Origin of the sequence: Actinomadura opuntiae (genome assembly GCF_030283205.1) — a bacterium.
Classification (GTDB): domain Bacteria; phylum Actinomycetota; class Actinomycetes; order Streptosporangiales; family Streptosporangiaceae; genus Spirillospora.
On record NZ_JASNWF010000007.1, the window covers coordinates 118,977 to 133,786 of the forward strand.

Below are 14,810 nucleotides of genomic sequence, written 5' to 3' on the forward strand. Positions count from 1 at the left end.
AGGCCATCGTCGGGCGGCCGTCCGGGACGCGGAAGTGGAATCGCGTTCTGTGGATAACCGCCGGAGCGGCCCGCGCGGCCCGGCCCCCGCACGTCCGGGCTCCGCCGCTCGCTGACCGGGCACGCCTCCAGGGCGGACCCGTCCACCACCCGCACCGCCGCCGGCTCCGGCGGCGCCCGTCCGCACGGATGATTCTCTGTGATTCAGATCGAAAAACTTCGGAAGGTGCACCGCGCCCGCGGGCGCGAGGTGACCGCCGTCGACGGCGTCGACCTGACCGTCCGCGAGGGCGAGGTCTTCGGCGTGCTCGGCCCGAGCGGCGCCGGCAAGAGCACCCTGCTGCGCTGCGTCAACCTGCTGGAACGCCCGGACGAGGGCCGCGTCGTGGTCGGCGGGCGCGACCTGCTCGCGCTGCGCGGGGCCGAGCTGCGCCGCGCCCGCCAGGGCATCGGCATGATCCACCAGCACTTCGGCCTGCTCGGCAGCCGGACGGTGGCCGGCAACGTCGCGTTCCCGCTGGAGGTCATGGGCGTCCCGCGCGCCGAGCGCGCCGGACGCGTCGCCGAGCTGCTGGACCTGGTCGGGCTCACCGGGCACGCCAGGGCCTACCCGGCGCAGATCTCCGGCGGCCAGAAGCAGCGCGTCGGCATCGCCCGGGCGCTCGCCGGGCGCCCCCAGGTGCTCCTGTCGGACGAGGCGACCTCGGCGCTCGACCCGGAGACCACCGCCTCGATCCTGGAGCTGCTGCGCGACCTGAACCGCCGCCTCGGCCTGACCGTGCTGCTGATCACCCACGAGATGGACGTGGTCAAGCGGATCTGCGACTCGGCCGCGGTGATGCGCGACGGCCGGTTCACCGAGTCGGGGCCGGTGACCGAGCTGCTGGCGCGGCCCGGGTCCGAACTGGCGCGCGGGCTGTTCCCGCTTCCGGCCGCCGAGCCCCGCGACGGCACGACCCTCGTCGAGGTCACCTTCGTGGGCGGGACGACCGACCAGCCGTTCGTGACGGCGCTGGCCCGCAAGTTCTCGCTGGACGTCAACATCCTCGGCGGCGCCGTCGAGACGGTCGGCGGCGAGCGGGTCGGCCGCCTCCAGCTCGAGCTGCCGGGGGACCCGTCGGTGAACGCGGCCCAGCTGGCGTTCCTGCGCGAGTCCGGCCTGACCGTCGAGGTCAGGACGCCCGCGACGCGTCCGGGCGCCCACGGCGGGACGCCGTCGCCCTCCGCCCACCCGATCACCGAGCCCGCCGAGGAGGACGCCCGATGAGCTGGGACGAGGTCATGCCGCTGCTGTGGCCCGCCACCCGCGAGACGCTCTACATGACCGCGGTGGCGACGCTGTTCACCGCCGTGCTCGGGCTGCTGCTCGGCGTGCTGCTGGTGGTCACCGAGCGCGGGGGGCTGCTGCCCGCGCCGCCGGTCAACAAGGTCCTTGGCGTGGTGGTCAACATCGGCCGGTCGCTGCCGTTCCTGATCCTGATGGTGGCGATCATCCCCTTCACCCGCGTCGTGGTGGGCACCAGCATCGGCAACGCCGCCGCGATCGTCCCGCTGACCGTCGGCGCCATCCCGTTCTACGCGCGGCTCGTCGAGATCGCGCTGCGCGAGGTCGATCCCGGTGTGATCGCCGCCGCGGACGCCATGGGCGCGACCCGCCGGCAGATCGTCGGCAAGGTGCTGCTGCGCGAGGCCCGGCCCGGCCTGGTGTCCGGGCTGACCGTCACCGTGATCGCGCTGATCGGCTACACCGCGATGGCCGGCACGGTCGGCGGCGGCGGGCTCGGCAACCTCGCCGTCACCTACGGCTACGAGCGCTTCGAGACGAAGGTCATGGTCGCGACCGTGCTGCTGCTCGTCGTCCTCGTCCTGATCATCCAGGCGGCGGGGGACCTCGTCGCCCGGCGCCTGTCCCACAAGTGACACCGCTCTCTCCGCACAGAAAGGCACTCCTCGTGCTTCGCAAGATCACCATCGCGCTCGCCTCCCTCGGCCTGGTCGCGGGCCTGGCGGCCTGCGGCTCCTCGGGGGCGTCCGACGATCCGGACGCCCCGCTGAAGGTCGCCGTCAACCCCGTTCCGCACGGCGACATCCTGAAGTACGTCAAGGACAATCTGGCGGGCAAGGCGGGGCTGAAGCTGGACATCGTGACCTTCGACGACTACCAGCAGCCGAACACCGCGCTGAAGGAGAAGCAGGTCACGGCCAACTACTTCCAGCACGTGCCCTTCATGCAGGAGTACGAGAAGAAGTCCGGGGCCAAGCTGACGTTCGTCGCGCCCGTGCACCTGGAGCCGCTCGGCGTGTACTCCAAGAAGGTGAAGAGCCTGCAGGCCCTCTCGCAGAACGCGACCGTGGCGGTGCCCAACGACCCGGCGAACGAGGGGCGCTCGCTGAAGCTGCTCGCCGACAACGGTCTGCTGACGCTGAAGCCGGGCGCGCCCACGAGCGCCACCGAGAAGGACATCGCGAGCAACCCCAAGCACCTGAAGTTCAAGCCGCTGAAGGCCGCGCAGCTGCCCCGCTCGCTCGGCGACGTTGACGCGGCGGTCATCAACGGCAACTACGCGCTGGAGGCGAACCTGTCGCCGGCCAAGGACGCGCTCGTCGCCGAGAAGCCGGAGGGCAACCCCTACGCCAACGGCATCGTCACGCTGCCGGAGAACGCGAACGACCCGCGCGTGAAGAAGCTCGTGCAGCTGCTGCGCGGGCCCGAGGTGCGCAAGTTCGTGCAGGACAAGTACAAGGGCTCGGTGCTGATGGCGTCCTAAGGGCGGGGCGTCCGCGAGCGGAGCGCGCCGAAGGCGACGCGATTTGTCCGCCCGTCCTGATAGACCATGGGCCCGACGAACTCGCGAAAGGGACCCATGGGCGTTTACCAGCATCTCGAGGAATACGCCGGCCTTCCGGTGGCCGCCTTCACCTGCGAGACGGGGGTGGCGGACGAGGACGAAGACGGCGCGACCGGCGGGCAGGGGACCGGCGAGGATCTCCCGCCCGCCGGCGAGGCCGCCTGGTACGTCGGGACGATGTTCGACGAGGAGTCCTTCGCCGACACTTTCGCGCGCTTCCTGGAGACCGTCGACACGCGCGAGATCACGGCGCTCGTCATCGGCTACTGGGGCGCGTCCTACGACGAAAGCACGTCCGACCCGGTGGCACTGCTGACCGCCAGCGCCGCCGCGTTCCCGAAGTTGAAGGCGCTCTTCCTCGGTGACATCACCGGGGAGGAGGCGGAGATTTCCTGGATCGAGCACGGCGACATCTCGCCGCTGTTCACCGCTTTCCCGCAGCTGGAGCGCTTCGAGATCCGCGGTGCGCAGGGTCTCGTGCTGTCCTCGATCAACAGCGCACACCTGCGCGTGCTGCGCTTCGAGTCGGGCGGGCTGCCCGCACGGATCGTCCAGGCCGTGGGCGCGAGCGAGCTGCCGAACCTGGAGCACCTCGACCTGTGGCTCGGCGAGGACAACTACGGCGGCGACGCGACCGTCGCGGACCTGGCCCCGCTGCTGTCGGGCGAGCGGCTGCCCGCGCTGCGCCACCTCGGCCTGGAGGACAGCCAGATCCAGGACGAGATCGCCACGGCGGTCGCGGGCGCGCCCATCGTGGCGCGGCTGGAGTCGCTGAGCCTGGCGATGGGCATCCTCACCGACCAGGGCGCGGAGGCGCTGCTGTCCGGGCAGCCCCTCACCCACCTGCGCAAGCTGGACCTGCACCACCACTTCCTGTCCGATGCCATGGTGGAGCGGGTGAAGGCCGCGCTCCCCGGCGTCGACGTCGACCTGAGCGAGCAGGAGAAGCCGGACGGCGAATGGCACTACATCGCGGTGTCGGAGTGAGCGCCCGCGCCGCGGTGGCCGGATGAGGTTCGTCGTGGTCGGGACGCCGGGCGACCGGCGTCCCGCGATGTTCGCGCGCGCGTGCCGGTCGTGCGGCCTGCCCGAGCCTAGAGTCATCGCCTGGACGGATGTCCTGCGCGGCGCAAGCATCGTGCTCGACCCCGGTGACGTGCTCCGCATCGACTCTCCAGGCGAGGACCCGGCGGCGGACGCGCTCTTGCGAGGGCCCGGTGACCCGTCTCGTGTCGGCGGCGGTGGACGCTGGTACGCGACGTTCACTACGGCGCTGGAGCGAATCCAGGACGCCGCCGCGCGCGCGGGCGCCCGCCTCCTCGGCGACGTCGAGGAGATCGCGGTCATGTTCGACAAGCGCCGGTCGCACACGCGGATGGCGGCGCAGGACGTGCCCGTTCCGCGCGCGCTTCCACCGGTGAGCTCCTATGCGGAACTGCGCGCGCACATGGACGAACTAGGTGAGCGAAGGGTTTTCCTTAAGCCGGTGCACGGGTCGTCGGCGTCCGGGGTCGTGGCCTTGCAGACCGCGCCGGGCGGCCGCGTACGGGCCGTCACGTCGGCCGCCATGGGCGAGGGCGGTCTGTTCAACTCGTTGCGGGTCCGCGCCTATGAAACGGAGCGGGAGGTCGCGGCCCTTGTCAACGCCCTCACGCCCGACGGGCTGCACGTAGAGCGCTGGCTGCCCAAGGCGTCGCTCGGCGGCCGGGTGTTCGACCTGCGGGTCGTCGTTATCGGCGGTACCCCTACGCACGCGGTCGCCCGTACAAGCCGCAACCCCATGACCAATCTGCACCTCGGTGGCACGAGAGGCGACATGACAGCGGTCCGGCGCGCGCTCGGGCCGGAAGGCTGGCGCCGGGCGCTGGACGTGTGCGCGCGGGCGGCGGCATGTTTCCCGCGGAGCCCGATGGTGGGCGTCGACCTGCTCGTCCTGCAGGGCATGAAGCGGTTCGCCGTCTGCGAGGTCAACGCGTTCGGCGATCTGCTTCCCGGGCTCACCGGCCTTGACGGCGGCCCGGCGGAAGGACTCGACACCTACACTGCCCAGGTCAGAGCAGCTTTGTCGGAGATCGCGCCCGCATGTACGACATGAACGGGGTCATCGGCAGCCATGACGTGCTGCTGGTGACGCTCGACACCCTGCGCTACGACGTGGCCGCCGAACTGGCCGCCGCCGGTGAGACGCCCACCCTGGCCTCGTTCCTGCCCGGGGGCCGTTGGGAGCGCCGCCACACGCCGGGCAGCTTCACCTATGCCGCGCACGCCGCGATGCTGGCCGGCTTCCTGCCCACGCCCGCGTCCCCCGGCCCGCATCCACGGCTGTTCGCGGGGACGTTTCCGGGTAGCGAGACGACCGCCGCCGGTACCTGGACGTTCGACGCCGCTGACCTGCCCACCGGACTCGCGTCCGCCGATTACCACACGGTGTGCGTCGGCGGCGTCGGCTTCTTCAACAAGCTCACCCCGCTCGGGTCCGTCCTGCCGTCGTTGTTCGCCGAAAGCCATTGGGAACCCGAGTTCGGCGTGACCGATCCGGCGTCGCTGCCCAACCAGATCGACCGGATAGCCGACGTCATGGCGCGCCTGCCCGCCGAGCGCCGCCTGTTCCTCCTGCTGAACGTCGCGTCCCTGCACCAGCCCAACTGGTTCTACCTGGACGGCGCCACGCGCGCGCACGGGGACACGCGCGCCAGCCACGCCGCCGCGCTACGCCACGTCGACGCTCACATAGGGCGCTTGTTCGAGTTGATGCGCCGTCCATGCTTCGTCATCGTCTGTTCCGACCACGGCACAGCGTACGGAGAGGACGGCCACACCGGTCACCGCATCGGCCACGAGGTCGTGTGGACCGTTCCGTACGGGGAGTTCGTTCTGCCGTGACCACCACCGCCCCTTACCAGGCATACGTCTACGCCTATCCGCACAAGACCGCGTACCGGCCGCTGGAACCCGAGCCCTCCTTGCAAAAGGTATGGACGGCAGAACCATCGGACTCGCTGTTCCTCTACATGCACGTGCCCTTCTGCGAGATGCGGTGCGGCTTCTGCAACCTCTTCACGCGCACGGGCGCTCCCGAAGAACTGACGGGCGCGTATCTGGACGCCCTCGACCGCCAGGCGACCGCCGTACTGGACGCACTGGGCGGCGGCGCATCGTTCGCCACCGCGGCCTTCGGCGGCGGAACCCCCACCTATTTCACCGCTGCGGAACTGGAACGGCTCTGCGACATCGCCGGCAGGTTCCCCGGATTCGGCAAGGGGCCGCTCGGTGTGGAGACGTCTCCGGCGACGGCTACGACCGACCGGTTGACCGTGCTCGCCGAACGCGGCACCACCCGGGTCTCCATCGGTGTGCAGAGCTTCATCGACGAGGAGGCCCGCGCCGCGGTGCGCCCCCAGAAACGCGCCGAAGTGGAGGCGGCTCTCGACCGGATCCGCGCCGTCGGTTTCCCGACGCTCAACATCGACCTCATCTACGGCATCGACGGCCAGACGCCCGCGACGTGGCTGCATTCCTTGAACGCCGCGTTGGAATGGCGCCCGGAGGAGCTCTACCTCTACCCGCTCTATGTCCGCCCGCTCACCGGCCTGGGACGGCGCGCGCAGGACTGGGACGACCAGCGCCTCGCCCTGTACCGGCTCGGCCGGGACCATCTCTTGAGCGAAGGCTATGAGCAGGTGTCGATGCGCATGTTCCGGCGGCCGGAAGGGGTGACCGGCGGCACCGAATACTGCTGCCAGACCGACGGGATGGTCGGCTTGGGTTGCGGAGCGCGCTCGTACACGGCCGGTCTGCATTACTCCTTCGAGTACGCGGTAGAGCAGCGACACGTCCGGTCCATCATCGACGATTATGTGCGCGAGGACGATTTCGCCACGGCACGGGTCGGCTTCGAACTGGACGCCGGGGAACAGCGCCGCCGCCATTTCCTCCAGTCGCTCCTACAGACGAGCGGGCTCGACCGCAGCTCCTACAGGACACGATTCGGCACCGAGCCCTGCGACGACTTCTCCGTGGAACTGGCGCCGTTCGACGACCTCGGCTGGCTGGAGACCACGGAGACGACTCTCAGACTGACCCCCGAGGGGCTCGCCCATTCCGACGCCATCGGACCGGCGCTGTTCTCCCGACGCGTGAGGGAATCGATGGCCTCGTACAAGGCGCGCTGATGGAACACCTCACGATTCTCTACCGGGGCCCGCTCGCCAGCTGCGACTACGACTGCCCCTACTGCCCGTTCGCCAAACGGCGCGACACACCGGAGCAACTGCGCGCCGACCGCGCAGCCCTCGAACGCTTCACCGCGTGGGTCGCCGACCAGGAGCACCGCGTGTCGATCCTGTTCACGCCGTGGGGCGAAGGACTCATCAGGTCCTGGTACCGGCGGGCGCTCACGGAGTTGAGCCATCTGCCGCACGTCGAGCGCGTCGCGATCCAGACCAATCTCAGCCACCGCGTGTCGTGGACGTCCGGAGCCGACCCGTCCAAGCTCGCGCTATGGGCGACGTACCATCCCGACCAAGTTCCCTATGAGCGCTTCCTGGGAAAGTGCCGCGAACTCACCGAACGCGGCATCCGCCACAGCGTCGGGATCGTCGGCGAGCCCTCCCATCTGGAGGCGGCACGCCGCCTCCGCGACGACCTGCCCACCGGGACCTACCTGTGGGTCAACGCCGCCGAGGGGCGCACCTACAGCGATGAGGAGGCCGCCCGCTGGACGGCCCTGGACCCGCTTTTCCCCGTCAGCCGTCATCCGCACGCCAGCCGCGGTCTCGCCTGCCGCACCGGTGACACCGTCGTATCGGTCGACGGCGAGGGCACGGTGCGCCGCTGCCACTTCGTCCCTGCCGTCCTGGGCAACCTCTATGACGGTTCGTTCCGCGACGCCCTCGCCCCGCGCCCTTGCCCGCAGGCCACGTGCGACTGCCATATCGGCTATGTCCACCTGGAGCCGCTCGGTCTCTACGACACGTTCGCCGGCGGCGTCCTCGAACGCGTCCCCGCGCTGTACGGGCAGATGTAGCCGGACGGTGACCCACCTCTGCGACCTGCCCCTACGGCGCCCGGTGAGCGCGGCGACGGGCTTCCGGCACCGTCTTGCAATTCTCCGCCGGGGCCGCCACGCTGTGGGTGGTCCGAGATGGTCACTAAACGGAGCCGGATGACTGCGAACGGTGAACGAACCAGGCGGTGGCCGAGCCGCACGGGCGGTCCGGACGGAGGGACCGGATCCCGTGCGCGTCCGCCCCTGAGGGCGCATGCTGGCGGTAGCAGGCGACCGTTAGGCGATGCCGTGGACTTTCTCGAACGCCCCCACTTCGTCCTCGCGCTGCGAACGGTGGACACATCGGTGCGCGCAGCGCGCGAGATCGTCCGCGCCGCGCTGGCGGGCTGGGACCGCCCCGACACCACCGGCGACGTCGAGCTCATCACCAGTGAACTCGTCACCAACGCGATCCGCCATGCCGGTGCCGTGACCCTCGTGCTGTACCTGCCCGACGACAAGACGGCCATGGTGGAGGTATGGGACGACAACCCCGAGGGACCGGTCGAACCCCCGCACGACATGCAGGCCGAAGGCGGCCGCGGGCTCTTCCTCGTCGGTTCGCTGTCGCGCGCCTGGGGATGGCGGCCCACCGACGAGGGCAAGGTCACCTGGGCGCAGGCCGTCACCCCCTGAGCCGGGCGGGCGCCTCTTGGTGACTGGGGAAGTGCTACCAAGAGGCCCCGCCACAACGACGGACGGCGCGTACCGGCCGGGAGCCGCCGTCCAGGGGCTCAGGTCTGCTTCCGCGGGTGGTAGTCGGCCTCGTCGACACCGAACGTCCACGCCACGCCCGCGCGCGCGGTGCGCGTGGAGGGCGGGACCCGCAGGTAGTAGGTGCGGTGCGTCCCGTCCGGTTCCGGCGTGGAGTTGACCACCTCGACCATGAAGACGGGCTCGTCGCCGGGAAGGTCGATGGACCACAGCACGCCGGTCTCGTCCTGGTGCAGGGGCCGGGCCCCCGTTTCCGCCAGGTAGCGGTCATAGCCGAATATCTCCAGCATGACCCGGCGCAGCTCCGCGTTCTCCTCCGCCGAGATGCGGTCCGCCGTGAGGCCGGTGAGCGAGGCCACGAAATCGGGCGGGATCGGCATGCCGCGCCATGCGTGCAGGGAGAATCCGTCGGGATAGGCCAGGGCCGGGCCGTCCCCGCGGTGCAGCCGTCCCGGTTCGTCCCGGTGGAGTTCGCACGGACGCTCGGACATGATGACCAGCCGCTCGTAGGGCCACCACCAGCCGGTCGAACGCGCCGCTTCCGCCAGCCCTGCCAGGGTCCCGTCCAACCGGCCCAGCGACTCGAACAACGCCAGCCACGGCGCATCGTGCTGGCCGAGGACGGCGTCCAGCGTCGCGGCCCGCAGGAGGGCCTCGGCCGCGTTCTCCTCCGGCGTCGGCAGCTCATCGCCCGCCCGGATGGACCTGCCCTGCGCCTGCTCGCCGATGGCCGCTCGCACCCGCGTGACCAGCGACTGGACCTGGTTCCACAGGAGGCCCCCGGTCTCGCCCCACGTCCGCGGCCACTGCTCCGGCCCCTGTTCGGAGCAGGCCGCGGTACGTTCGGCTTCCCAGGGACGGGTCCGCACGTCCGCCAGGACGCCCGCCCCCGCCGCGGCCCCGTCGAGGTCGGCGTCGGCCTGCTCGACCAGGTCGTCCAGCGCCGCCTTCCGCAAGGCCCCCGCGTGCCCGGCGACCACGGCGGCGGCGACGGCCCCGCGCGCGGGGGAGGGCACCCACACGAACCGTTCCGGGACGGCTAGGCCGGCGGCCGCGTAGGCGGCCGCCACCGCCATCTCGGCCCGCAGGCGGTCGGCGGGATCGGTGCGGAACGCGGCCGCCTGCCAGTCGCCGACCACGAAGTGCGTTTCCCGCCGCATCTCGGTGAACATGCCCGCCGCCCTCAGTCCGCCACGACCCGGACGGTGCCCGGCACGTACTCGCGCTGGCGGATCACCTTGTACCAGCCCTTGGGCAGGGTGATCGCCGCGTGCTCCTCGTGCACGAGCCGCCCGCCGGACGGCAGGTGCAGATGGTCGGGCGCGAGCGGGTCGGGGACCCGCAGCAGCGAACCCGGTGCGGACAGCGCGTGCGCGTGCCCGGTCGCCTCGCCCAGCGCGAGCACCATGCGCCCCCGGCCGTCCCTCGGGGACGGCGGGAGGTCGCGGACGGACCGCGGGACCTCCCCCTCGGGTACGGGCAGGATCAGGATGTCTCCCTGTCGGTACATGCCGCGAACGTAGCGGCCGCCACCGACAGTTTTCGGCAGGGCCTGGACGCCGGCGTACTGATGGGGCGGTGTCAGAAGCCCCGGGTGCGGCGGGCCGCCGGCCGCGCCCAGCGTCCGCCCGCCGTGAGCCCGACGCGCTGGAACGCGCGCACGAGCTCGCCACCGAGGTTGACGCCGGCGCCCAGCGCGAGAGCCACGGACAGCGCGCCGATGAGGCTCAGTACGCCCGACTGCGGGGAGCCGGTGTTCAGCTCGACCATCCCGCGATAGAGCGCCGTCCCCGGCAGCAGGGGACCGATGGCCGGCACCACGTACGGCATCACCGGCGCCCCGTGGCGGCGCGCCAGCCAGTTGGCCAGCACACCGACGACGATCGCCGCCACCGCCGAGGCCAGCACGGGCGGAACGTTCCATCCTCGCAGCAGCACATAAAGCGCCCAGATCAGCGCGCCACCGAGGGCGGAGGCCAGGAGCACGTCCCGCGGCGCCGCGAGCGACACCGCGAAGGTCACCGACACCGCGGCGGCCGCCATCAGGGGGACGGGCCTCAGCGTCGCCGGCGCGGCGGGCAGGTGGCTCACGTCGATCGGCACGCCGACGTTCACCGCGATGTACACCACGGCGCCGAGGCCCGCGACAATCGCGGCGATCATGAAGAAGACCTCCAGCCCGCGCGCGGCCGCGCTGACGAGGTCGCCGGTGATGCCGTCCTGGATGCTCGCCACCAGAGGCCGCCCGGGCAACAGTGCGAGGATCGCGCCGGTGACGATGGTGGAGGCGTGTTGCGGGTTGCCCATCGCGACCACGATGGCTGCGCCCGCCGCGCCGATCGCGGCGGCCACCGTCAGCTGGAAGAACTCGGCGATGCCGCGGCGGGCGAGGGCCGCGGCGGTGCGGTCGCCCAGCAGGGTGGCGACGAACGCCGTCCCCGCGACCAGCGGGCCGCCGCCGGAGAGGACACTGGCCGAGGCGGCGATGAGCCCCAGCGAGACGACGATGAGCCACGGCGGGTACGGGCCGCGCCCCCTCTTCATCTGCGCCAGCTGCTTATGGGCCTCGTCCAGTTCCAGCATCCCGATGGACGCCTCCTGGACGAGTGCGTGCAAACCGGTGAGGCGCCAGTAGGCGGGCGTACGGCGCCGGATGGCCCGGGCCCCCGTCACTGGTGGCGCGCCTTTGCCGGGATGGGCCGAGACGAGGATGCTGGTCAACGTGACCTGGACCTCGCACCGGGGGAGCTCGTAGGCGACCGCCAACCCGAGCATCGCCTCGTTCACGCGCTCGGTGGTCTCGCCGCTGGCCAGGAGAAGCTCGCCGACGCGCAGGACCAGGTCGACCGCGCGGGGGTCGACCTCTTCGCTCGGCTCGTCCTCGGGCGGTTCGGGCGGGGACCCGTCCATCAGGACATGCCATGTCCGCCGCAAGCGTTGCGCCGCGCCCATCCCCCGCCGGTGTCCTTCCGCCATGAAATCGATCTTCACGGCAGGCTACCCAGGGCCGATTCGATGATCACCAGCGGGACCCGTGAGGTTATCCACAGAACGTGATTCGGGTGCGACCGTCCGGACGGCGCTGATACCAAGGGGGCATGAGCACTCCCGACGGACTCCGCGACGACGCCGAGCGCTGCCTGCGCGCCCTCGCCGGCGAGCACGCCCGGCTCCGCGACGACCAGTGGACGGCCATCCGCGCCCTCGTCGTCGACCGGCGCCGCGCCCTGGTCGTGCAGCGCACCGGGTGGGGCAAGTCCGCGGTCTACTTCGTGGCGACGCGGCTGCTGCGCGAGCGCGGCGCCGGCCCCACCGTGATCGTCTCACCGCTGCTGGCGCTGATGCGCAACCAGATCGAGGCCGCCGACCGGGCCGGCATCCACGCCCGCACGATCAACTCCGCCAACACCGACGACTGGCGGCGGATCTTCGCCGAGGTGGAGGCCGGCGAGGTCGACGTCCTGCTGGTCAGCCCCGAACGCCTCAACAACCCCGACTTCCGCGACCTGGTGCTGCCGCGGCTCGCCGCCGGCGCCGGGCTCGTGGTGGTCGACGAGGCGCACTGCATCTCCGACTGGGGGCACGACTTCCGCCCCGACTACCGCCGGCTGCGCACCCTGCTCGCCGACCTGCCGCCCGGCATCCCCGTCCTCGCCACCACCGCCACCGCCAACGCCCGCGTCACCCAGGACGTCGCCGAGCAGCTCGCCGGGGACGACGCCCTCGTCCTGCGCGGCCCGCTCGAACGCGACTCGCTCCACCTGTCGGTCGTCAGCGTGCCGACCGCCGAGCAGCGCATCGCCTGGCTCGGCGAGCACCTGGCGTCCCTGCCGGGATCGGGCATCGTCTACGCCCTCACCGTCGCCGCCGCCCACGAGATCACCGGATACCTCCGCGACCGCGGCCACGAGGTCACCGTCTACACCGGGCAGACCGAGCCCGCCGAGCGCCTCCAGGCCGAGAAGGACCTCCAGGCCAACCGGCTGAAGGCGCTCGTGGCCACCAGCGCCCTCGGGATGGGCTTCGACAAGCCCGACCTCGGCTTCATCGTGCACGTCGGCGCCCCGCAGTCCCCGGTGGCCTACTACCAGCAGATCGGGCGCGCCGGACGCGGCGTCGACCGCGCCGAGGTGATCCTGCTGCCCGGCCGCGAGGACCGCGAGATCTGGGCCTACTTCGCCAGCCTCGCCTTCCCGCCGGAGCAGGTGGTCCGCGCCACCCTCGACGTGCTGGACGCCGCCGACCGCCCGCTGTCGACCGGCGCGCTCGAACCCCAGGTCGACCTGAGCCGCAACCGCCTGGAGATGATGCTGAAGGTCCTCGACGTCGACGGCGCCGTCCACCGCGTCAAGGGCGGCTGGACGTCGACCGGCCGCCCCTGGGCCTACGACCGCGAACGCTACGAGCGCGTCACCTCCGAACGCCGCCGCGAGCAGCAGGCCATGCTCGACTACATCGCGACGGCGTCCTGCCGCGAGGAGTTCCTCCGCAAGCAGCTGGACGACCCCGGAGCGGCGCCCTGCGGCCGCTGCGACAACTGCACCGGCGAGCACCGGGCCGCCGAGGTCGCCTCCGAGGACACCGCCCGGGCCCGCGACCGCCTGCACCGCCCCGGCGTCGACGTCGCGCCCCGCCGCATGTGGCCCACCGGCGTCAAGGACGACCTCGGCGTCTCCGGCCGCATCAAGCCGGACCTGCAGGCCGAGACCGGACGCGCGCTCGGCCGGCTCACCGACATCGGCTGGGGCAACCGGCTCCGCGACCTGTTCGCCGCCGGCGACACCGACGTCCCCGCCGACATGGTCGACGCCGTCGTGAAGGTCCTCACCGCCTGGGACTGGTCCGCCCGCCCGGCCGGCGTCATCACGGTCGGGTCCCGCTCCCGTCCCCGCCTGGTGGGCACCTTCGGCCACCGCATCGCCGAGATCGGCCGCCTGCCCTACCTGGGCGAGCTGGTCCCCGTGGGCGAGCCCGTCCCGCGCCGGCACAACAGCGCCCAGCGCCTCCGCTCCGTGTGGAACTCGCTGACGCTCCCCGACCCCGTCGCCATCGCCGCGAAGGAGGCTTCAGGCCCCGTACTCCTCATCGACGACCGCATAGAGACCGGATGGACCATGACCGTCGCCACCCGCCTCCTGAAAGAAGCAGGGGCCCAAGCGGTCCTTCCACTCGTACTGGCCACCCCCAACTGACCGGCCACTCCACACCTAAGAACCACGCCAAACTTTTCGGTGAGCGAAGGGAGTTCTTGTGGGAGTGGGGGTGGTCAGGGGAGAAGGACCAGCTTGCCGGAGCCTCTTTTCTCCAGTTGTTCGTGGGCCTGGGCGGCTTCGTTCAGGCTCATGCGCTGCGGGGCGGGCGGGGTGATCCGGCCTTCGGCGGCGGCCTCCAGCACGGTGTGCAGGACCTCCGCCGTCTGGTCCTCGGCGCCGCCGGACAGGAACGGGACGCCGAGCTCGGAGGCGGCCGGATCCGCGAGGGTGACCACGCGGTCCACACCGCCGCGCAGGGCGATGGCGTCCGGAAGGGCCCCGTGCCCGGCGGCGTCCAGAACGGCGTCCACGCCCTGCGGCGCGAGCGCGCGCACCCGGTCGGCGAGCCCCGCGCCATAGGGGGTGGCGACCGCACCCAGGGCACCCACCCGGTCCAGGTTCGCGGGCCCCGCCGTGCCGATGACAGTGACGCCGTCGGCGACGGCGAGCTGCGCGGCGATGGCGCCCACGGTGCCCGAGGCGCCGTTGATCAGGAGGGTCTCGCCCTTGCGGGGCTGGAGCGCGCGCAGGGCGCGCAGCGCTGCCTCGCCGGCCACGGGAAGCGCCGCGGCCTGCTCCCAGGTCAGGGCGTCCGGCTTGGCCGCGTACACGGCCATCAGCGCGTACTCGGCGTAGCCGCCGCCGACGGCCCAGCCGGCGACGGCGTCGCCCACCGCCACATCGGTGACCCCGTCCCCGACCGCGTCCACGGTGCCCGAGACCTCCGAGCCGAGGCCGCGGGGACCGGCCAATGGCTTGCCGCCCGACATGGAGCCCGACCGCACCTTGACGTCGATCGGGTTCACCCCGGCGGCGCGGACGGCCACCCGGATGCGTCCCGGTCCCGGCTCGGGTACGGCGGTCTCCACCACGGTCAGCACGGACGGGGCGCCGTACTCGGCGAATCTGATAGCGCGCATGGCGGTTCTTCTCTCGTTCGGTCGAATGC

At 71.8% G+C, this 14,810-nt stretch carries 14 protein-coding genes; 10 read left to right on the forward strand and 4 right to left on the reverse strand.

Annotation, left to right across the window (positions count from 1 at the left end; genetic code table 11):
• The first annotated feature begins 198 nt into the window (after window positions 1–198).
• From QP089_RS16580 to QP089_RS16620, 9 genes are all read left to right on the forward strand, one after another.
• Complete coding sequence (locus QP089_RS16580) at window positions 199–1,266, forward strand: methionine ABC transporter ATP-binding protein (protein WP_285912510.1); 1,068 nt, start codon at window positions 199–201, stop codon at window positions 1,264–1,266.
• Window positions 1,263–1,919 (forward strand): methionine ABC transporter permease, encoded by a 657-nt coding sequence (locus QP089_RS16585; RefSeq protein WP_285912511.1) that lies wholly within the window; start codon window positions 1,263–1,265, stop codon window positions 1,917–1,919. The genes QP089_RS16580 and QP089_RS16585 overlap by 4 nt, the downstream gene beginning before the upstream one ends.
• A gap of 32 nt (window positions 1,920–1,951) precedes the next feature.
• Window positions 1,952–2,767 carry a MetQ/NlpA family ABC transporter substrate-binding protein gene (locus tag QP089_RS16590; RefSeq protein WP_285912512.1) on the forward strand — a complete coding sequence of 272 codons (816 nt, stop codon included), beginning with the start codon at window positions 1,952–1,954 and terminating at the stop codon, window positions 2,765–2,767.
• Between the two features lie 96 nt (window positions 2,768–2,863).
• Entirely contained in the window at window positions 2,864–3,835 is a 972-nt protein-coding gene (locus QP089_RS16595; RefSeq protein WP_285912513.1) for an STM4015 family protein, read from the forward strand.
• A 22-nt stretch (window positions 3,836–3,857) separates the two neighbouring features.
• Window positions 3,858–4,943, forward strand: a complete 1,086-nt coding sequence (locus QP089_RS16600) for an STM4014 family protein (RefSeq protein ID WP_285912514.1) — start codon at window positions 3,858–3,860, stop codon at window positions 4,941–4,943.
• Window positions 4,931–5,731 carry an STM4013/SEN3800 family hydrolase gene (locus QP089_RS16605; RefSeq protein ID WP_446474036.1) on the forward strand — a complete coding sequence of 267 codons (801 nt, stop codon included), beginning with the start codon at window positions 4,931–4,933 and terminating at the stop codon, window positions 5,729–5,731. Before QP089_RS16600 ends, QP089_RS16605 begins: the two co-directional genes overlap by 13 nt.
• On the forward strand, window positions 5,728–7,020 hold the full coding sequence (locus QP089_RS16610) for an STM4012 family radical SAM protein (RefSeq protein WP_285912516.1): 1,293 nt from the start codon (window positions 5,728–5,730) through the stop codon (window positions 7,018–7,020). Before QP089_RS16605 ends, QP089_RS16610 begins: the two co-directional genes overlap by 4 nt.
• Complete coding sequence (locus QP089_RS16615; RefSeq protein WP_285912517.1) at window positions 7,020–7,874, forward strand: STM4011 family radical SAM protein; 855 nt, start codon at window positions 7,020–7,022, stop codon at window positions 7,872–7,874. The genes QP089_RS16610 and QP089_RS16615 overlap by 1 nt, the downstream gene beginning before the upstream one ends.
• Before the next feature lie 270 nt (window positions 7,875–8,144).
• Window positions 8,145–8,531: an ATP-binding protein gene (locus QP089_RS16620; RefSeq protein WP_285912518.1), complete on the forward strand. Its 387-nt coding sequence runs from the start codon at window positions 8,145–8,147 to the stop codon at window positions 8,529–8,531.
• A gap of 98 nt (window positions 8,532–8,629) precedes the next feature.
• Here QP089_RS16620 and QP089_RS16625 read toward each other — a convergent pair whose 3' ends face one another.
• From QP089_RS16625 to QP089_RS16635, 3 genes are all read right to left on the reverse strand, one after another.
• Window positions 8,630–9,781: a DUF6745 domain-containing protein gene (locus tag QP089_RS16625; RefSeq protein WP_285912519.1), complete on the reverse strand. Its 1,152-nt coding sequence runs from the start codon at window positions 9,779–9,781 to the stop codon at window positions 8,630–8,632.
• A gap of 11 nt (window positions 9,782–9,792) precedes the next feature.
• Complete coding sequence (locus QP089_RS16630) at window positions 9,793–10,119, reverse strand: DUF8820 family protein (RefSeq protein WP_285912520.1); 327 nt, start codon at window positions 10,117–10,119, stop codon at window positions 9,793–9,795.
• 71 nt (window positions 10,120–10,190) lie between these two features.
• A complete protein-coding gene (locus tag QP089_RS16635; RefSeq protein WP_285912521.1) occupies window positions 10,191–11,519 on the reverse strand; it encodes a threonine/serine exporter family protein in 1,329 nt (442 codons plus the stop codon).
• A gap of 188 nt (window positions 11,520–11,707) precedes the next feature.
• Here QP089_RS16635 and QP089_RS16640 point away from each other — a divergent pair, with 188 nt between their 5' ends.
• Complete coding sequence (locus tag QP089_RS16640; RefSeq protein WP_285912522.1) at window positions 11,708–13,801, forward strand: RecQ family ATP-dependent DNA helicase; 2,094 nt, start codon at window positions 11,708–11,710, stop codon at window positions 13,799–13,801.
• 74 nt (window positions 13,802–13,875) lie between these two features.
• On the opposite strand, the gene QP089_RS16645 is transcribed toward QP089_RS16640, so the two are convergent.
• Window positions 13,876–14,781: an NADP-dependent oxidoreductase gene (locus QP089_RS16645; protein WP_285912523.1), complete on the reverse strand. Its 906-nt coding sequence runs from the start codon at window positions 14,779–14,781 to the stop codon at window positions 13,876–13,878.
• Window positions 14,782–14,810: the final 29 nt, after the last annotated feature.

Coding starts and splice junctions, on each gene's coding strand:
- QP089_RS16585 (WP_285912511.1), top strand. CDS start 1,263: ATGAGCTGGGACGAGGTCATGCCGCTGCTGTGGCCCGCCACCCGCGAG.
- QP089_RS16595 (WP_285912513.1), top strand. CDS start 2,864: ATGGGCGTTTACCAGCATCTCGAGGAATACGCCGGCCTTCCGGTGGCC.
- QP089_RS16600 (WP_285912514.1), top strand. CDS start 3,858: ATGAGGTTCGTCGTGGTCGGGACGCCGGGCGACCGGCGTCCCGCGATG.
- QP089_RS16605 (WP_446474036.1), top strand. CDS start 4,931: ATGTACGACATGAACGGGGTCATCGGCAGCCATGACGTGCTGCTGGTG.
- QP089_RS16615 (WP_285912517.1), top strand. CDS start 7,020: ATGGAACACCTCACGATTCTCTACCGGGGCCCGCTCGCCAGCTGCGAC.
- QP089_RS16625 (WP_285912519.1), bottom strand. CDS start 9,781: ATGTTCACCGAGATGCGGCGGGAAACGCACTTCGTGGTCGGCGACTGG.
- QP089_RS16630 (WP_285912520.1), bottom strand. CDS start 10,119: ATGTACCGACAGGGAGACATCCTGATCCTGCCCGTACCCGAGGGGGAG.
- QP089_RS16635 (WP_285912521.1), bottom strand. CDS start 11,519: ATGGACGGGTCCCCGCCCGAACCGCCCGAGGACGAGCCGAGCGAAGAG.
- QP089_RS16640 (WP_285912522.1), top strand. CDS start 11,708: ATGAGCACTCCCGACGGACTCCGCGACGACGCCGAGCGCTGCCTGCGC.
- QP089_RS16645 (WP_285912523.1), bottom strand. CDS start 14,781: ATGCGCGCTATCAGATTCGCCGAGTACGGCGCCCCGTCCGTGCTGACC.